The 18542-nt window shown below is 55.9% G+C and carries 15 protein-coding genes; 10 read left to right on the top strand and 5 right to left on the bottom strand.

Annotation, left to right across the window (positions count from 1 at the left end; all coding sequences use genetic code 11):
- The first annotated feature begins 53 nt into the window (after positions 1–53).
- The 9 genes from E5161_RS06460 (at position 54) to E5161_RS06420 (ending at position 9457) form a co-directional block, all read left to right on the top strand.
- Entirely contained in the window at positions 54–329 is a 276-nt protein-coding gene (locus E5161_RS06460; RefSeq protein ID WP_211246695.1) for an IreB family regulatory phosphoprotein, read from the top strand.
- Between the two features lie 4 nt (positions 330–333).
- Positions 334–747, top strand: a complete 414-nt coding sequence (ruvX, locus tag E5161_RS06455) for a Holliday junction resolvase RuvX (protein ID WP_136776877.1) — start codon at positions 334–336, stop codon at positions 745–747.
- A gap of 9 nt (positions 748–756) precedes the next feature.
- Positions 757–1080, top strand: coding sequence for a DUF1292 domain-containing protein (locus E5161_RS06450; protein WP_136776876.1), 324 nt, complete (start codon positions 757–759; stop codon positions 1078–1080).
- A 20-nt stretch (positions 1081–1100) separates the two neighbouring features.
- Positions 1101–1415, top strand: coding sequence for a DUF1292 domain-containing protein (locus E5161_RS06445; protein ID WP_136776875.1), 315 nt, complete (start codon positions 1101–1103; stop codon positions 1413–1415).
- Between the two features lie 71 nt (positions 1416–1486).
- Positions 1487–2836 (top strand): endolytic transglycosylase MltG, encoded by a 1350-nt coding sequence (gene mltG / locus E5161_RS06440; RefSeq protein ID WP_136776874.1) that lies wholly within the window; start codon positions 1487–1489, stop codon positions 2834–2836.
- A 111-nt stretch (positions 2837–2947) separates the two neighbouring features.
- Positions 2948–3892, top strand: a complete 945-nt coding sequence (locus E5161_RS06435; RefSeq protein WP_136776873.1) for a peptidase U32 family protein — start codon at positions 2948–2950, stop codon at positions 3890–3892.
- A gap of 35 nt (positions 3893–3927) precedes the next feature.
- On the top strand, positions 3928–5181 hold the full coding sequence (locus tag E5161_RS06430) for a peptidase U32 family protein (RefSeq protein WP_136776872.1): 1254 nt from the start codon (positions 3928–3930) through the stop codon (positions 5179–5181).
- Between the two features lie 198 nt (positions 5182–5379).
- Positions 5380–7503: a methyl-accepting chemotaxis protein gene (locus tag E5161_RS06425; RefSeq protein ID WP_246042117.1), complete on the top strand. Its 2124-nt coding sequence runs from the start codon at positions 5380–5382 to the stop codon at positions 7501–7503.
- 109 nt (positions 7504–7612) lie between these two features.
- Positions 7613–9457 carry a peptidoglycan D,D-transpeptidase FtsI family protein gene (locus E5161_RS06420; protein WP_136776871.1) on the top strand — a complete coding sequence of 615 codons (1845 nt, stop codon included), beginning with the start codon at positions 7613–7615 and terminating at the stop codon, positions 9455–9457.
- Here the strand turns inward: E5161_RS06420 and E5161_RS06415 are convergent.
- On the bottom strand, positions 9381–10535 hold the full coding sequence (locus E5161_RS06415; RefSeq protein ID WP_136776870.1) for an AI-2E family transporter: 1155 nt from the start codon (positions 10533–10535) through the stop codon (positions 9381–9383). The genes E5161_RS06420 and E5161_RS06415 overlap by 77 nt on opposite strands.
- Before the next feature lie 165 nt (positions 10536–10700).
- On the opposite strand from E5161_RS06415, the gene E5161_RS06410 reads away from it, so the two are divergent.
- On the top strand, positions 10701–12167 hold the full coding sequence (locus E5161_RS06410) for a polysaccharide deacetylase family protein (protein ID WP_136776869.1): 1467 nt from the start codon (positions 10701–10703) through the stop codon (positions 12165–12167).
- 637 nt (positions 12168–12804) lie between these two features.
- On the opposite strand, the gene ilvD is transcribed toward E5161_RS06410, so the two are convergent.
- From ilvD to E5161_RS06390, 4 genes are all read right to left on the bottom strand, one after another.
- Complete coding sequence (gene ilvD / locus E5161_RS06405; protein ID WP_136776868.1) at positions 12805–14490, bottom strand: dihydroxy-acid dehydratase; 1686 nt, start codon at positions 14488–14490, stop codon at positions 12805–12807.
- Positions 14491–14589: 99 nt separating this feature from the next.
- Positions 14590–15756, bottom strand: a complete 1167-nt coding sequence (locus tag E5161_RS06400) for a polysaccharide deacetylase family protein (RefSeq protein WP_136776867.1) — start codon at positions 15754–15756, stop codon at positions 14590–14592.
- A gap of 177 nt (positions 15757–15933) precedes the next feature.
- Positions 15934–16611 carry a 3'-5' exonuclease gene (locus E5161_RS06395; protein ID WP_136776866.1) on the bottom strand — a complete coding sequence of 226 codons (678 nt, stop codon included), beginning with the start codon at positions 16609–16611 and terminating at the stop codon, positions 15934–15936.
- Between the two features lie 147 nt (positions 16612–16758).
- Positions 16759–18540, bottom strand: a complete 1782-nt coding sequence (locus tag E5161_RS06390; protein ID WP_136776865.1) for a sensor histidine kinase — start codon at positions 18538–18540, stop codon at positions 16759–16761.
- Between the last annotated feature and the right edge of the window lie 2 nt (positions 18541–18542).

Genomic DNA, 18542 nt, shown 5'->3' with positions numbered 1-18542 from the left:
ATGGGACTTAGGAGAGAGAACTGCTGGATTTTCGAAATAGCGAGGTGCCGGAAATGAGCATGGCGGACAAAAACCAACTGGACAAAACGGTCAAATTCGACGTCGTAGCGGATTCGCAGGAGGTATCGTCCCGGGATATCCTGCTCACGGTATACGACTCACTCGTGGAGAAACAATATCACCCCATCAACCAAATCGTGGGTTATCTGCTATCCGGCGATCCGGCTTATATACCCCGTCATAACAACGCCAGAAGCCTGATCCGCAAAAAAGAACGCGACGAATTGATCGAGGAGCTCGTCCGCTTCTATTTGCAGCATCAACGGTAATTCGATGCGCATTCTCGGGCTTGACTACGGAGACCGGCGCATCGGGGTTGCGCTGAGCGACGCGTTCGGATGGACCGCACAAGGGCTGGAGATGATCGAGCGGAAACGGGAAGGCGAGGATATACGCCGGATCGCCGAGCTGGTGAAACAACACGAGGTAGAGGCCATCGTGGTTGGACTGCCGAAGAACATGAACGGCACGATCGGACCGCGTGGCGAAATTTGTATCGCATTTGCAGATGAGCTGCGGCAGACACTATCCGTGCCTGTCCATCTTTGGGATGAAAGGCTGACCACAGCAGCCGCAACCCGTACGCTGCTGGAAGCGGACGTCAGCCGGCGCAAGCGCAAGCTGGTGGTGGACAAAATGGCGGCGGCCCTGCTTCTGCAAAATTACTTGGACGCCCGAGGAAAGTGAGGAAACACGATGAGCGACGAAAAGAAAATGCCCGAAGAAGAGGCGGAAATCATCTATATTCCGGACGATGAGGGCAACGATGAAGCGTTCGAGGTCATCATGCGCTTCGAGCTGGACGACGGCAGCGACCGCAAATATTTGATGGTGGTGCCGGCGGAAGAAGACCCGGACGAAGAGCAGGAAGTGTTCGCTTTCCGGTACGAGGAAGAGAACGACGAAATCAAACTGTTCGCCATCGAAGAACAAGAAGAATGGGACATGGTCGAAGAAACGTTCAACACCCTGATGAACGAATTCGGCGACGCCGAGGCGGATGCTGAGGGCAAGAGCTGATTGACAGGAGGAGCGCCTGCTTGAGTCAAGACGCACATAGGCAAAATCCCGAACCGGGTTCTCTGAAGGACAGCTACGGACCGTTCGTGGAATTAACCGGCGACGGGGATATCACGGTCACTTACCGCATCGAAGCTGAGCTTGCGATTGACGGCCGGCTGTACGCGATTCTGCAGTCGGAGTCCATGCGGGATGAAGGCGATATCGAGGTGTTTCGCGTCGATCGGGACGCGCAAGGCAGCCTTCACCTCGAAACGGTCGAGGACGACGAAGAATGGGAGCGCGCGGCCGAAGCTTTCGATGATTTGCAATTCGGCAGCGACGAACGGCCCTGAAACAGGCGGACGAAGAGCGGGCAACCGCTCTTTTTGCGCATGCGTGGGATTTTTTCGGAGGGGGAACAGACGTGGATAGAGACAATGGTCCGAAAACGGACGGCTGGAAATCGGTTTACGGCAATGAGGCGATTACGGACGGCAGCTCCAAACCGGAGGAGCCGGCGAATGCAGGGGATGCCGGCCAACCGGACCGCGCGGGAGCCGGAGAGGCCGCCGCGGCGACGGAGCCGGCAGTATGGACGCACGGCGGCACGGATGCTTCGGCGAATCGTACGGGATCCCGCTACGGTAACGGCGGAGGGGAAGGCTCCGGCGAATCCGGCCGGCAGGCCATTTACGGCGCGGCGGCCAAGCGGAAACCGCGTGTGCTGCTCTGGTCGTTCTGCATCGCGCTCGGGCTTGTGCTGGCCGTCGTTCTCGGCACTCTTCTCTATGTATGGAACGGACTCCGCCCCGTCTCGGCGTCGGAGAAGCCGGTGCGCGTGACCATCGACAAGGGTATGCGCGCATCGAAAGTGTCCAAGCTGCTGGAGGATAACGGATTGATTCGCAACTCGTTTTTGTTCGGCGTTTGGATGAAGCTTCAGGACGAGGGCTCCAAGTTTCAGGCCGGCGTGTATGAATTGACGCCGGGCATGACGCGGGAGCAAATCGTAGCGAAGCTGAACAGCGGAGATATCGTGGCGGCTGCTTCCGTCCGCTTCACGATACCGGAAGGGTTCACCGTACAGCAAATCGCCGACCGTTTGGCCAAAACGGCCAATGTGAACAAAGAGTCGTTCCTTCAGACGGCCGCGGATCGGGCCAAATGGACCGGCTCGGCGTGGGCGGGCCAAATTCCGGCCGACGTCAATCTGCGCTATCCGCTCGAAGGGTATCTGTTCCCGGATACCTATGAAGTGAGGAACGGAAGCTCGGAAGCCGAAATCATCAACCGCCTGTTGGCCGAATTGGACCGAAAGCTCGACCAGCTGCCGGAGGATTGGCAAACGACGCTGCAGGAACGCGGCATGACAGTTCACCAGATGCTGACGATCGCTTCGTTGGTAGAGCGGGAGGTCGTGGTTGACGAGGAGCGCGCGATCGTTTCGGGTGTGATTCAGAACCGGCTGGCGAAAACAATGCCGCTTCAAATTGACGCCACGATCCAGTACTTGCTCGACAAGCCGAAAGAGAAACTTTCGACGGATGACCTCAAGGTACAGAGCCCTTATAACACGTACTTGAACCCGGGACTGCCACCGGGACCGATCGCCACCCCGAGTCTTAAGTCGATCGAGGCCGCGCTGTATCCGGCAAAAACTGATTATTTGTATTACGTGACGAAAAAAGACGGAAGCAACACGCATTTGTTCGCCGTCACTTACGCCCAGCATCAGAAGAACATCAAGCTGAGCGAAAAAAACGTCAAAAAATAACGGCCTTGCGTGCCCCTCGGCACGCACCGACCCGGCAACCCTGCGGAACCGCCAACATTCAGGCGGGAGAGCGGGGGGGCCGGGTCGAAAAATTACCGGAGGTGCGATACCATGTCTTCCTCTCCCGCCAAACTCCCCGAGCTGCTGATCGCGGCGGGTTCGATCGATCAAGCGGAACGATATATTCGAGCCGGCGCCTGCGCGGTGCTGATCGGAGAAGCCGGATTCGGCATGAGACAGCCGGGTTCGATCCCGGCGGCACGGTTCCATGAAGCCGTTTCCCGCATCCACGCGCTGGGCGCGAAGGCTTACATCAACGTGAACAAGCTGTTCCGCAACGGAGAGCTCCCAGGCCTCCCGGCTTATTTGCGCGCGGCGGCCGAAGCCGGCGCCGACGCCTTGGTATTCGGCGATCCCGCCGTCGTACTGAACGCCCGGGAGTATGCGCCGAACGTTCCGCTGCAATGGAACGCCGAGATGGTTGCGACGAATTCCGCGGCTGCCGCCTATTGGGGCAAACGGGGAGCCGTCCGGGCAGTGCTCGCGCGTGAATTAAACGAAGTGGAAATCGCGGATTTCAAGCGGAACACGACGCTGGAAATTCAAGTGCAGGTTCATGGTACGACCAACATTTATTACTCGCATCGGAACTTGCTTCAGAGCTATATGGAACATCTCGGACGGGAGGCTTCCTTGATCGACCGCGGACCCGATGAAGGTTTATATTTGGTTGAGGCCGAGCGGCCGGGCGAACGGTTTCCCGTTTACGAAGACGACACGGGCACCCATGTGATGAGCCCGGACGACATTTGTTTGCTCGAGGCTCTTCCCGAGCTGATTGCGGCGGGTGTGGACAGCTTTTACATCGAGGCGCTGCTGAAATCCGAATTGTATAACGAAACCGTTCTGAGAAGTTATCGTGCCGCCATGGAGCGCTTTGCTTCCGATCCCGGCGCTTATGAGGCGGATCCGGAATGGCTGGATGCGATTCGGGAGCTGCAGGATCCGGAAAGAGAACTCGGCTTCGGCTTTTTATATAAGGAGCAGGTGTACTGAACATCACCACCTCTCACGGATAGGAGAAGAACGGCATGACGCTGCTGCAACAATCGCCCGGCCTGCGCGGGCAGAGACAAAGGCTGGTCAAGCCCGAGCTGCTGGCTCCGGCGGGCAGTCTGGAGAAGCTGAAATTTGCCGTCCACTACGGGGCGGATGCGGTTTACATCGGGGGCCAAAAATACGGCCTTCGTTCCAATGCGGACAACTTCAGCATCGAGCAGATGAGGGAAGGTGTCGAATTCGCTTCGCGTTACGGAGCCAAGGTGTTCGTTGCGACCAACATTTTTGCGCACCAGGAAGATTTGCCCGGCATCGCGGATTACTTGCGGGAACTAGATTCCGCCGGCATCGCCGCCATTATTACCGCGGATCCAGCGATTGTGGAGACCGCGCAAAAAGTGGCACCCCGGCTGGAGGTTCACCTGAGCACCCAGCAGTCTACGATGAACTGGCAGGCCGTTCAGTTCTGGAAGGAAGAAGGCCTTCCGCGGGTCGTGCTCGCCAGGGAAACGACCATGGACGAAATCCGCGAGATGAAGTCACGCGTCGATATCGAGCTGGAAGTGTTTATTCACGGGGCGATGTGTTCCTCCGTCTCCGGTCGGTGCGTGCTGTCGAACCATTTTACCGACCGCGATTCCAACCGGGGCGGCTGTTGCCAGTCCTGCCGATGGAAATACGATCTGCATGCCGACAACCGGTCCGTGGCGGATCCGGGGCAAAACCTGTTCACGATGAGCTCGAAAGATTTGTGCATGATCCATCACCTGCCGGAATTGATCCAGGCCGGGGTGGACAGCTTTAAAATCGAAGGCCGTATGAAAAGCGTTCACTATGTAGCGTCGGTCGTGAATGCCTACCGTCAGGCCATTGACGCCTATTTTGAGGACCCGGAGGGCTACCTGCTTCGTCCCGAGTGGGTGGAGGAAATCGGCAAAGCGGCCAACCGTCCGCTTAACACCGGCTTTTTTTACGGAACGCCGGGTGCCACGGAACATATTTATGAGCCCGAAGAGAAGCCCGCTCCCTACGATTTTGCCGCCGTCGTTACGGATTACGATGAATCGGCGGGGATCGCGACGGTCCAGCAGCGGAGTCCTTTCCGGCCGGGTATGGAGGTCGAATTCATCGGCCCGGGCGGACGATGCTTTAAGCAAACGCTCGGAGACCTGACCGATGCCCAAGGTCAACCCTTGTCGGTGGCCCGTCACCCTCTTCAAACGGTGAAGATTCATACCGTCCAACCGGTCTCTCCGCTCGATCTGATGCGAAAACGAACGGATTAGTTCCCGTGAACTAAAATTCATCCCGCAAAAAAATCCAAATGCTTCCGCGAAAACTAGAGGATTTTACCTATAACTGTCGAATGAACAGAGATAAAGAAGATCGATGCCGAACAGGGCGCGATCGGATTATCGGTTCGCTCGGCAGTTTTTTTCTACTTGCCTGGAATCGGTATTTTAAAGCCGGAGGGGCATGCACAGATGAAGAATGTTTGGCACAAAATAGCACAGGCGACCGGAGGCATGTGGCGGGCGATTCAATGGAAAAAAGGGCTTAAAGACTTGGGTGAAATGACTCAAGCAACGGGGAAATCGCTCCGCGGGACGAAGCTGCAAAACCCTGTTCGTTCCGTAGGAATGAAACTGTTTTTACTCATTTTTTGCAGCATTCTTGTTTGTGTCGCCTCGTTAGGCTGGTTTTCGTACAACAAATCCAGTTCGATCATTCAGCAAAAAGTTGCGGACGCCAGCGCCCAGACGGCGCAGCAGACGGCCGGGAAGCTCGCGCTGCTCCTCAGCGGTTATGAGCGGCAATCCTTTCAGTTCCTTACGGACATTCAATTTATGCAGTTGCTCGAAAACATGGGACGCGCCAAAGACGACTATGAACTCTACGACACCTCACGCAAGATCACCGAGAAATTGTCCACCGTCTTGATGGCAGATAACAGCTTGGAATCCATCACCATGCTGCCGGATGGGCACGATGGACCTCTCATGACTACGGCCACTACGTCTAAACCGGAAAATATTTCGAAAGCGGTATTGGAGTCGATTAAAGCCGCCGGCGGGAAAGCGGTATGGATTCCGACACAGCCCAATGGCCTGGACGGTGCCAGGTTGGGACCGACGTTCGCGGTGGCAAGGTTTATCAACCAAGGGAAGCCCTATACCTTGATCATTGAAGTAAAAGCCGGAGCACTGTCCGAGCAAATGAGGAGCGTCAGTTTCGGTGAAGGCGACGATACCCATATTGTGGCTCCGGACGGCTCAATCGTTTATGACAAGGATGGAACGGACGGCGAGAAGTACACCAGCCCGATTCCGGCAACCTCCGACACAATCGATTTTCACGGGGAACCCATGCTGTCGGCGGTTGGAACGATCAATACGAACAATTGGAAAGTTATCGGCAATGTTCCAGTGTCTTCGCTTGTTAAAGATGCCAAACAAATCAGCAACCTCACCCTGATCATGTGTGTCGTTGCCGCCGTCATCGCGGCTGCTCTTGGCTTGGTCGTCCTCCGCACGGTCGGCCGCCCTCTCGCACAGCTTCGCACGCTGATGAATGAAGGCGAGAAAGGCAATCTGACCGTCCGATCGACGCTCCGCCAGCGTGACGAGATCGGGCAGGTCGCGGACAGCTTTAACCGGATGATGGAGCAGATCACCGGCCTCGTTCAACAGACCAATCAATCTGCGAAGGAAGTGCTCGAAACCGCCTCGTCTCTGTCTGAGGCTTCCCAAAAAACGGCCGGAGCGGCGAAAGAAATCGCGATCGCGACCGAAGAAATCGCGGGCGGCGCCACGAATTTGGCCGTCGAATCGGAGAAGGGCAGCGAGCTCACCGTAGAAATCGGCTCGCAGGTGCAGAGTGTCATCGCGTCCAACGAGCAAATGGGGAATGCGGCTGGCGAGGTTGAGGAAGCGAGCCGCAAAGGCTCCGACTTCATGGGCACGCTGATCCAGAAAACCGGGCAAACCGAAGACATGACCCGTTCCATGGTCGACAAAGTGGACAAGCTCAAGGACAGCACCCGTTCCATTCGCAAAATATTGGACGTGCTCGGGAACGTCTCCAAGCAAACGAACATTTTGTCGCTGAACGCGACCATCGAAGCTGCGCGTGCCGGCAACGCCGGCAAAGGCTTCATGGTCGTGGCCGACGAAATCCGCAAACTCGCCGATCAGTCACGCCAGTCGATCGGGGTGGTCGGGGAAATCGTGGAGAACATCCAAAAAGAAATTGATGAAACGGTGTCCGTTTTGTCCGAAGCGTATCCGATTTTCCAAGAGCAGATCGAATCGGTGCGGGAAGCAAATCAAATATTCGTCGTCGTGCAGGAGAACATGGGCAGCTTCGCAGATAGACTGGATAAAGCGACCGAGTCCGTCCGCCATCTGGAGGAAGCGCAGTCGACTTTGTCTCTGGCGATGAGCAACGTGAGCTCCGTCGCACAAGAGGCCTCCGCCACTTCCGAGCAGGTCGCTTCGCTGAGCAATGAACAATTGAGTGTCAGCGAAGGGCTCGTGGAGTTGTCCTCCAAGCTGGAGAACGTATCGAACCGGCTTCGCGAGTCTTTGTCCAAATTTACAGTCGCTTGATTCGCGCATAAGAGAGCCGCCTGGGAATTCCCGGGCGGTTTTTTTGTTTTGCTCCGAGCCGTCGATGGAAACGATAGGAGAGAGAAACGGCGGCGGAGGGAACACACCGATGAAGGAATTGCGGATCCGGAGGCTGTTGCAGGTGCTGCTTGCAATCGCGGTTCTGTTCCTGGCGGCAGGAGGCCGGCTGGCCTGGCTGCAGCTGGGATTCGCCGGGGCAATGGCTGCAGAGCCCGCGATAACCAGGCAAGCGGTGCTGCAAAGATCGGACGGGCTTACGGTCGATGATGGGCGGGGGCAGTTTCGGGACCGGACGGGAAGGCCGATTACCGGACTCCCGGTGATGAGTCTGGCCGCATTTCCGAATTATGGCATGCCGAGAGGTACACCGCAAGCGCTGAAGCGGTTGGCGGACTCACTCGGTACTTCCCGGGCGGAGCTGGAACGCTGGCTGCGGGATTTGAAGGAGCCTCGCGTTTGGACGAAGCCGGGTACGCAGTCGGCCGCCGCTCTTTCGGAGGAGCAAATTCGAACCGTCGACGAAACGCGCCTGGTGGGCGTGACCGTGCTTCCATACCGGAACCGTTACGCGCAAAATCTATCCCCCCTGCATGCGATCGGTTACGTGTCGCAGCATCCGGAGCGGCTGTCCCGCCTTTACGCGGAGCGATTGGCTTCGCATCGGCTGCAAGCGACGGATGTCATCGGAGGAGCCGGGTTGGAGAAATCGATGGACCGGCTGCTCAGAGGAGTAGGCCCGTCCGTCGTCCGGCAGCTGACCGATGCCGGACGGCTGCCGCTTGCCGGGCTCGGGCTGCGCATGACGAAGCCGGACAACTCCCACTTTCCGGTGCAAGTGTACACGACGCTCGATCTCGGCATTCAATCCTCGGTCGAACAGGCCATGCGGACAGCCGGTGTCCGCGAAGGAGCCGCGGTCGTACTTGATGCGGCCAATGCGGACATTTTGGCGATGATATCGCTGCCGGGACTGGATCCGCAAAATATCGGAGGCAAAGGGACGGATGAGCGGAACCACGCCATTACCGCCTACCCTCCGGGGTCGGTGTTCAAGATCGTGACGTTGGCGGCAGCGCTGGAAGCTGGCGAAGCCGATCTCGGACAGCAAATCCGATGCGACGGCGAGTATCACCGCTACGGACTGAGATGCTGGCGCCGCGAAGGACACGGACAGCTGACGCTGGAGCAGGCGTTCGCGGAATCGTGCAACGTGGCTTTCGCCGGCTTGGCGGAAAGGCTGGATCCCGCCTGGATCCACATTACGGCACAGCGACTCGGGCTCGGGCGGCAAGTCGGCTGGCGCGCGGAGCGGTTCCTTGACGGCCGTCCGCTGAAGCTGATGGGCGAGGAAGAGGCCGGTGCCGTTTTCCGGGACAAAAAAACGGCGCGAGACGGAGGCGTAAGAGCGGGTACGGGCATCGGCCAGCGGGATGTCCGCATCACGCCGCTTCAAGCTGCCAATATGGTCGTCACGCTGCTTCACGGCGGTCAAGCGGCCGCACCCCGGCTGGTGAAAGAAATTCGTTATGCCGACGGTGAATTCATGGCGGAGCTGCGGCCGCAGCCGGCCCCTTCCAAGTATGGAGAGATCGGCAAAGAAACGGCGGCCGCGGTTCTGAAGGCGATGAGATCCGTGGTGACGGAAGGAACGGCGCGTCAAGCGCTGGCTTCTTCCGTGTGGCCCCTGGCCGGCAAATCCGGTACCGCGGAGCTCGCTGGCGCGCAAAAAGCCCGTAACGACCATTGGTTCGTCGGTTACGGGCCTGTCAATGAGCATCCGCGGTATGCGGTTGCCATACTGATCGAGAATCAGCCGGCGGGTTTGCGAAACCGGGCCGCTTCGGTATTCGGCGACGTCATGGAGCGTCTGCGGCTTCTGGAGAGGAGCGCTCTACCGGATCGTCCGGCCGCGGTATTAACGGAGACACGGTGAATTCGTCGTGCGGAACGCGAATCCAGCGATGAAAGTAGCCCTGATCGTAAAGAGCCTTGAGCAAAATCATGATGATCGGTGCCAAGATCAGACCGGCCACCCCGAACAACGAGAGCGAAATCATCATGAAGGCCAGCATCGTGAAAGCGGACACCCCCACCGTCTGTCCGGTGATGCGGGGCTCCAGGAATTGTCGGGTTGTCGTGACGACAACGAGAAGTACCGTCAACCAAATCGCCAATTCGTTGTCTCCCACAATGAACAGGTAGATGATCCAGGGAATGAACAGCGTGTTGACGCCGAGCAGCGGGAGCACGTCGAAAATGCCGGCGAGAAGCGCGATCGCGAACGCGTTAGGCACACCAAGCGCCAGCAGCGACAGGAAAATGACGGCGAATGTGATACTGATGAGCTTGCCTTGCGCCTTCAAATAAGCGCCGATCCCTTTAAACACATTGTCCCGCAGAAATTGGAAAGCTTTTCGGAATGTTCGGGGCGAGCGCTCCGCTCCGAGACGTTTCCAGTTGTCAATTTCCAGACTCAGGAAGTAAGCGAGAATCAACGCGACCGAGAAATTAAACAGGAACGACGAGGTGGATTTGAGGGAACCGATCAGCCAGCCCAGCAGCAGCACGGCAGCGTTGCTGCCCCATTCCGTCACTTTGGAAATTGCGGTCGTCAGCCTTTCGGCTACATCCGGAGGGAGTGCCTTGTAGCGAGTCTGCAATTCTTCAGTTATGGCGGCGACTTGCTGTGATAACTGGTTTTGATATTTCGGCAGCGCATGCCACAACTGGTCGATCTGCAAATAAAAGATCCAGCCCAGACCGGCGAGGACACCTAGCACGACGATGATAAACAAGAGCATGCTGATGCCTGTGGCGATCGATTTTTTCATCCCCCACCGGTGCAGCCGTTTGGCGAGCGGCTCGATACAGAGGAAGATCACGAACGAAAGAAAAACCGGAGTGGCAATTTGGTACAAGTAGCTGAACACGAACATCGTGAGCCACACGGTAAAAGCGATGACCGCGATGTCGAAGGCCGTGCGCCAATATTTCTGGTAAAACGTGAACATGTTGGGTTTCTCCCTTGTCCATTTTGGAATTAACAAGATGATACCAGTTTTCATGCCCGCAAAAAAGATACGATTCGAAAGCCCCAAGCGGAGGCCGATATGGTAAAATGAAACGAGGCACGAACCGCTTGCGCTCTCAATTTGCTACAAGATGGTGGGGAAGGCATGGAAATCATCCTCTGGATCGGTTTTTATTTTTTTTCTTTTTACGCCCTAATACCGGCGCTTATCAGCCGGATTTTCGGATTCCGGGTCTTTTTGCGCGGCCGGACGGAACGGGAAATCGCCCTGACGTTCGACGACGGGCCGGATCCGGACTATACGCCCAAGCTGCTTGATTTGTTGAAGCGGTACGGAGCGAAAGCCACGTTTTTTGTCGTTGGCTCCCACGCGGAGCAATGGCCGGAAGTGGTAGCGCGAATCCACCGGGAAGGCCACGTGATCGGCATTCATAACTACGTTCATCACTCGAACTGGCTGATGCGTCCCAAAACGGTGAAAAAACAAATTGAGCGCACGTCGGAAATTATCAACCGTATTACCGGCGTTCGTCCGCATTACTATCGTCCTCCCTGGGGGATCGTAAACATATTCGACTACCGCCGGCTGGGCCATCTCCAGATCGTGCTGTGGACGTCCATTTTCGGAGACTGGCGCAAACGCATGGGGGCGGACCGGCTCTACAGGCGCATGCGCCAAAAGCTTCGTCCCGGAGAAGTGTTTGTGCTTCACGACTGCGGCCGTACGTTCGGTGCCGATATCGAAGCGCCGGCCCAAACGATCGTAGCGCTGGAGCGCATTTTGCAGGACGGCCAGCAAGCGGGGTATCGCTTCGTCGGAGTGGATGAGATGATCTCTTTGACGGAAAACTACCAGAAAACCAGGAGGCCAGATGCAATGGCGGCATCCGATTCAGGAACGGAAGAGCGTCCGAAACCGGCTGAGCTCCGGAAGCCGGCACATCGGATCGGTCCATGGAAGAAAGTCGTCGTGAGCGTCTGGATGCTGTGGGAGAAGTTGTTCCACGTGATGTTCCGCTTGCAGAAGGTCGGCGACGATGACAAGTTCAATTTCAGGATTCGAAAATATACCGGTCCGGCTGTGCAGCTTCGCGATAACAAACGGTTAAACCCGGGCGATCTTGTGATGGAGATGCATTTTGAAAACCGGATGCTGTTCGATATGGGCATGAGCTCCCGGTCGTCTGTGCATACCGCCATCCGGCTCATTCGTGAAGTGGAAGGCATTCTGCCTCACATGGCCAGGGCTCTGGATTATGCTCCGAACGGCGATCGTGTGAAGGCGTTATACGGCGTCTCCATGATTCACCGGGGCTCGGAAGGTCTGGGCTTTCAGACGTTTGAATTGCCTCGCGGCGTTTTTTCCTGGATGACCAATCTGTATTTGCGGTTCATGCTCTCGGTCATCAATCCGGAGGGCGGCAAACGCGTAAAGGATTACGGAGAGCGGCTGACGGCCAGAATGCTGATCATGGAGCGCGACGATCTGCTGTCCTGGAAAGACCGCACGGGGAAACAACGCCCTTCGCGTTCGGCCCGCTCGAACGTGCCCGAAGCGGCGGTATCGAGGGAACCCGGCATCAACCCGGATCAGCTAGGGCATTCGATGTAAAGGCAACGGAACCCCCGGCGCAAGCTGGGGGTTCTTGATTTTTCGGCTTAGCGCAGCTATCAGTTCCCCAATTCTTTTCGCGTTATCCCCTTCGCTCAGGTATCAACTCACGATGTCTCAGATTTCCCTCCTTTACGCCTTATCCCCTTCACTCAGGTATCAACTCACGATGTCTCAGATTTTCCTCCTTTACGCCTTATCCCCTTCACTCAGGTATCAACTCACGATGTCTCAGATTTCCCTCCTTTACGCCTTATCCCTTTCGCTCGGGTGGGAGAATTTGCGCTGGGAAATGACCAAAAATGACAACCAGGAGAAGCGGATTATGTTAACTGAGCGGACGGGATAAGGGCCAAAGGTGGGAATCAGGAGAAGCGCACTTATGTTAACTGAGCGAACGGGATAAGGGCAAAAGGTGGGAATCAGGAGAAGCAGTGTATGAGCGAAATAGATACGGTATGAGGGGGAGAAGGAGGGGGAATTGCGGCAATCCAGGCAATCCATTTGGATTGAGAGGTGAAACAAATAAGTCGCCCATTGGGGACGCCTGTCCTTGCCAAACTCAAGTTTGCGTGGAGGCGATCGAACCGATGAAAAACCCCCGTCCATGCGGACGGGGGCGGAGATAAGAGGCGGTTTACATTTTCATGACGCCGCCGGTGCTGGCGGAAGTGACGAGTGCAGAATAGCGGGCAAGGTAACCGCGCTTAATTTTCGGTTCGAAGCCTTTCCATTCGGAACGGCGGCGTTCCATCTCTTCGTCGCTGATTTCGAGCGTCATCTTGTTGTTGTTCATGTCGAGCTCGATGATGTCGCCGTCTTGGACGAATGCGATCGGTCCGCCTTCCGCCGCTTCGGGCGAAATGTGGCCGATCGAGATGCCGCGGGAAGCGCCGGAGAAACGACCGTCGGTGATGAGCCCGACTTTCGCGCCGAGACCCATGCCGACAATTTGCGAAGTCGGAGCCAGCATTTCCGGCATGCCCGGACCGCCTTTCGGGCCTTCGTAGCGGATGACGACCACATGGCCTTCTTTGACTTTCCCGTTCGCGATGCCTGACAGCGCCTCCTCCTGTGAGTCGAAGCAGATCGCCGGACCGCGATGATAGCCGCCGACCGACTTGTCAACCGCGCCGACTTTCACAATGCCGCCGTTCGGCGCCAAGTTTCCGAACAGTACCGCCAAACCGCCGCGTTCGCTGTGCGGGTTGTCCAGTGTATGGATGACGTCCGTATTTTGGATCTCGCAGCCGGCGACATTTTCGCGCAGCGTCTTGCCGGTCACCGTGATGCAATCTCCGTTGAAGGCTCCCGGCTTTTTCAGCAGCTCGTTGATGATGGCGCTGACGCCGCCGGCATTATGCACGTCTTCGATATGATAGTCCGAAGCCGGTGCGATTTTGGCCAGGTGCGGCACGCGGGCCGCGACTTCGTTGATCCGTTCGATCGGATATTCGATGCCGGCCTCATGTGCGAGAGCCAGCGTGTGAAGAACGGTATTGGTGGAGCCGCCCATCGCCATGTCGAGGGCGAACGCGTTGTCGATCGCTTCTTTGGTCACGATATCGCGCGGCTTGATATCCGCTTTGATGAGTTCCATGAGCTGTCTAGCAGAGCGCTTGACGAATTCTTTGCGCTCGGGAGCGACCGCAAGAATGGTGCCGTTGCCCGGCAGCGCGAGGCCGAGACCTTCGGCCAAACAGTTCATCGAGTTGGCCGTGAACATGCCGGAGCAGGAGCCGCAAGTCGGGCAGCCGTAGGATTCGAGCTCCAGCAGCCCTTTATCGTCGATTTTGCCCGCTTGATAGGCACCGACGCCTTCGAACACGCTGGACAAGGAAATGCTTCGTCCGTCGGACGTTTTGCCGGCTTTCATGGGGCCGCCGCTCACGAACACGGTCGGGATGTTGACGCGAAGAGCGCCCATCATCATGCCGGGGGTGATTTTATCGCAGTTCGGAATGCACACCATGCCGTCGAACCAGTGGGCGTTGATCATCGTTTCCACGGAGTCGGCGATGATCTCGCGGCTGGCCAAAGAATAGCGCATGCCGATATGGCCCATGGCAATGCCGTCGTCTACGCCGATCGTATTGAATTCGAAAGGAACGCCGCCCGCTTCACGGATGGCTTCTTTGACCAGCTTGCCGAACTCTTGCAAATGCACGTGGCCCGGAATGATGTCGACATAGGAATTGCAGACCGCGATGAACGGTTTGCCGAAATCCTCTTCCTTTACGCCAGCCGCACGGAGCAGGCTGCGGTGGGGAGCACGGTCAAACCCTTTTTTGATCATATCGGATCTCATTTTGGGGGCGGACATCTCGATTCCTCTCTTTCGCTAAGCAATATCAAAATAATTAACTTTCAGTCTATCATATCGGAAGCGGGATTGACCAGATGAAATGCTTGGCCGAATCGTTCACTTCGTGGGGATTTTAGGCCGTGCCGGGTCCAATAAGGGAGAGTTTCCGAAAAGCGGTTCCAGCCGCGCGCGCTGTGTGCGAAGCGAGATTCCATCGATGTGCCGCCGGTCCATGCGGAGCATGCCGTCTCGGAAAGAAAGGAAAGGCTGCGGGCCGACGGAACAAAACACGACGAAACCTTGGCTGCGCAAAAAAGCGAGCTTGGGATCTTCCGGCGCAACAGAGCTGCCGTACGGATACACAAATACGTCGGTCGAACCGACCAGCGAACCTACTTCCTCCTTCCAGCGCGCCGTATCTCTTTTCAGCCGCGCGAGAGACGATTTTTTCACGTCCATGTGGCCCCAAGTATGAGAAGCGAATGTCCAGCCGTTCTTTCTCAGACGTTGGATCATGTCCAGCGCCTTGGCTTTCTCTCCCTTGTAATTCGGGCTTTCCCTTTCATTGGTCCTATAGCCGAGAACGCCTTCGTAACCGGTAAGAGCGAGAATGCCTTTGGCTCCTTGCCAAGAAAAATCGGGGTGCCGCTTCACGAAATCATCCAACAACGGCACGATCTCCCACTCTCGCGACGACTTTTCTTGACCGTCAGGCGTACGGGCCCAAGCCGTAACACCGTCCTCGCGGTCGGGGACGAGCCGCCAGGCGTTGCCGTTCGCCCTCATGTACTCGTAATAATTGAGATCATCAATGGAGAGGACCAGCGGTTTTTTGCCCGCGGGTAGAGATAATGGCTGCTGTACCGCCGTCAATTTCCCATTTACCGTCTCAAGACGATATAACGAGTGGATGTCGACCAAAATATAATTTCGCTCGTATAACAGCGTCAGCATTTTTTGAAACTCCGGGACGGTGACGAACCAGTCGTCGTAGACGCGTGTTATCGAATCACCGTCGAACGCAAGCTCGGGAAACAGGATGAGTGGATGAAAGAAAATGTGTTCGATGGGACCGTGATAGGGAACGGCCTTAACTTCGGGTTCCTTGGATGGAGATGGGGAAGGAGATGGCGACTGCGGCACAGGATCACCAGTAGGCGCAGCGGAAACCTCCGGCGGTACGGAATGCGGAGCATTGACGGGCAGCGGCGAAGAATTCGAACAGGAGGCAAGAACAAGCCAGGCTGCCGCCAACAACAAGCGCAGAAAAAAGGGGGAGGACAAGGGGATCGCTTCCTTCCGGGGAGGATACTCATTTGACGAGTAAAAACGGAAGAAGTTGGATCCCAAGTATAAACAGTTATTGCCGTCTTTCTGACAGGCGATTAATGGTTATATCGGAGTTCAATCAGAGGTGAATATACGAAAGTGGTTGACCCTGATTGACAAACAAAAACCGCCTCAGTCTTCATGACGAGGCGGTTTGGCTTCCGGGAGCAGGCGGGCGAGGCCGGCAAACGGCAAATTTTCGAAATGCTCGGTTTTATAGACGACTTCCGTTTCGACCTTCGCTTCCTCGCTGATCTTGTTGCGGCGAAACTGCAGCTGGTCGAACAGCTTGGTGAAAATTTGCGCCGTGTTCAGCGCGTCGTCGAGCGCTCTATGGTGAGAGCCGGAGAAAGGAAGTTCCAGCATTTCCAGAGCGGGCTTCAAGCCGAGCTGCTGGTGCTTCTCCAGCTTAAACGCTTTGGACAGCATCTTCTGCAGGTTGTTGTGGTTGAGGATCCAGTCCGTCGAAATGCCGTGATGCCGGCATTCCTGCACCAGCTGCCGATGGTCGTCGGGTCCCCAGGCGATGAGAAAATATTGTTCCGGCCCCATCCATTCCACCCACGAGCGGATCGCTTCCGCCAGCGTGCCGGCGCCGTTCACGTCCTGCTGGGTGATCCCGGTGAAAGCCGTCGTATCCGCTGACAACTGTGGCACGATGACCGGCCGGACGAACGACTGGAACGTCCCGGCCAGCTTCGGGGCTCCGTCTTCCAATTTCAATTTTACGGCACCGATCTCGATAATTTCCGCGACCTGTCCTTTTTTGCGTCTCACAGTCATTTCGAGATCGTATACGATATAAGACACGGTATGCACCTCTAGCTTCATCCGGGGGAAAATGGTGTGCTTTTGTTATTATAGTCTTCCGCCCGATTTTTGTCAGGGCGCAAAAAAAAAAAAGAACTCCGTTTGGAGTCCCAGGTTGCAAGCGGTTTGATGAAGGGGAGCTGGTCTTCAAATCGGGATCCGGCACCGCACAACCGTCCCCCAATGAGTTTTGCTCCGGATGATCAGCCCGTAATTCTCTCCATAGGTGATCACGAGCCGCTTATGCGTGTTGGATAGGCCGATATGCGAGGCTTGCAGCGCGTCGTTGTCCTGAGCCTGCTGCCGCAGCTGCGTCTCCACCTCGCGCAGTTTTTCCCGGCTCATGCCGATCCCGTTATCCAGCACCGTGACGATGAGCTCGTCCCCTGATTTTCGGATTTTGACTTTGATTTTGCAGGGGCCTTCCTTTTCCTTAATTCCGTGATATAAGCTGTTTTCAATTAGCGGCTGCAGCAGGAGCTTCGGTACATTGTACTTTAGGACATCCGGAGAATAGGCCCACTGCACATCGAATTTGTCCTTGTACTGTACCTTTTGAATATCGATATAGCTTTGGGTAAACTTGATTTCCTTCTGCAGAATCGCATTTTTTGGGTTCCCGTCCAGCGCATACCGCAATATTTTAGCCAGGTTGTCGATCATTCGATTGGCTTCATTGGGCTTGCCCGTGAGACTGACGACTTTCCAGGATAGCGTCTCCAACGTATTGAACAGAAAATGAGGGTTCAATTGGGCTTGCAGCGCCTGTAATTCCATGACGCGTGCCCGTTGCTTCCTTTCGGAAAGCATGGCGGTGAGGTAATGCTGCTCAATAAATTTTGTCAGAATGCCGTGCGTGATATAACTGTAGACATCTTTCACCTGCTCCGGCGGCTCGGGCAACGGTTTGCCTTGCTGTGCCAGTTGAAGGATGTTCACGATATGGCGAAGATCGTTGCGGTTTTTGCGATTGAGCATGAATGTAATCGTTGTGCCGATGAGCAACGATATGAGAATAACGCCCAGCGTAATATTCGTCAATGTGTTGGGGGCACTGTACAACGTGCGGCGCGGAACGGTTGAATAGAAAGTCCAGCCGTATTTGTCGGAGTGCGCTTTGAATACGTACAATGGTTCCATCCCAGAGTCCGAGCGATAGATGGAGCCGTAGGGCACACTTGCAAGAGCTGCGGCGTCGGCAGCTTGCGGGAAGCTCGAATTCCCGCTATTGGCCAAAATTTGACCATCCCGGCTGATGATGAAGATTTGTTGGTTTTGCAGGGTGGAGAGCGGATGGAACAAATTCTCGATATACTTGGGATCGATATTGAGCACGATGACGCCGTCTTCCTGTGAGGACAAGGACAGTTTACGGTAAATGGTGATGAGCTGTGTGTCCGTAACGGAAAAGGTGCTTTTTTTTACGCTGCGCATTTCGGTCCATATCAAATTCGGTTCGTTATGGTCTAGATAGCTTTGATACCAGCCGTCGTCATAATACGAATCGACCCTTTCAAAGCCTCCGGATGACGAGGTGATAAACTGTTTTTTGTCATTGTCCAAATAAATATAGATGGAATCGATGAAAGGCCGCGCCATCGCGGGGGCGTCGATGTAGTTTTTAATCGTCGCCAGAGCCGCATAATCGTCCAGTTCGAATTTTGGCTTTTGCAGCAAAGCCTTTAGTCGGACAAACTCGACCGCGTTGGTCATAAAATAGACGTTTAAAGAATCGAGCTCGTTCAGAATCAGCTCCACGTTAGATTTCGTCTGGTTCAGGATGTTCGAGCTTTCCGTCTGGATGTTCGATTTCACGTACTGCTGAATAATAACGCTGGACAAAGTGCCCAGAAGCAAGACCGGAATGAGCGTGGGCAACAGAAAAGTCAGAAAATTTCGCAGCAGCAGGCGGCGTTTCATTTGCGTCATGG

Origin of the sequence: Cohnella pontilimi (genome assembly GCF_005049045.1) — a bacterium.
GTDB classification, from domain to species: domain Bacteria; phylum Bacillota; class Bacilli; order Paenibacillales; family Paenibacillaceae; genus Cohnella; species Cohnella pontilimi.
Note: the sequence above shows the minus strand (reverse complement) of the source record. Positions and strands in the feature narration are given on the sequence as shown.

Bases quoted from the DNA above. Each gene is read 5' to 3' on its own strand.
- E5161_RS06460 (WP_211246695.1), top strand. From the start codon at position 54: ATGAGCATGGCGGACAAAAACCAACTGGACAAAACGGTCAAATTCGAC.
- E5161_RS06425 (WP_246042117.1), top strand. From the start codon at position 5,380: ATGAAGAATGTTTGGCACAAAATAGCACAGGCGACCGGAGGCATGTGG.
- E5161_RS06410 (WP_136776869.1), top strand. From the start codon at position 10,701: ATGGAAATCATCCTCTGGATCGGTTTTTATTTTTTTTCTTTTTACGCC.
- ruvX (WP_136776877.1), top strand. From the start codon at position 334: ATGCGCATTCTCGGGCTTGACTACGGAGACCGGCGCATCGGGGTTGCG.
- ilvD (WP_136776868.1), bottom strand. From the start codon at position 14,490: ATGTCCGCCCCCAAAATGAGATCCGATATGATCAAAAAAGGGTTTGAC.
- E5161_RS06420 (WP_136776871.1), top strand. From the start codon at position 7,613: ATGAAGGAATTGCGGATCCGGAGGCTGTTGCAGGTGCTGCTTGCAATC.
- E5161_RS06415 (WP_136776870.1), bottom strand. From the start codon at position 10,535: ATGTTCACGTTTTACCAGAAATATTGGCGCACGGCCTTCGACATCGCG.
- E5161_RS06435 (WP_136776873.1), top strand. From the start codon at position 2,948: ATGTCTTCCTCTCCCGCCAAACTCCCCGAGCTGCTGATCGCGGCGGGT.
- E5161_RS06450 (WP_136776876.1), top strand. From the start codon at position 757: ATGAGCGACGAAAAGAAAATGCCCGAAGAAGAGGCGGAAATCATCTAT.
- E5161_RS06390 (WP_136776865.1), bottom strand. From the start codon at position 18,540: ATGACGCAAATGAAACGCCGCCTGCTGCTGCGAAATTTTCTGACTTTT.
- E5161_RS06430 (WP_136776872.1), top strand. From the start codon at position 3,928: ATGACGCTGCTGCAACAATCGCCCGGCCTGCGCGGGCAGAGACAAAGG.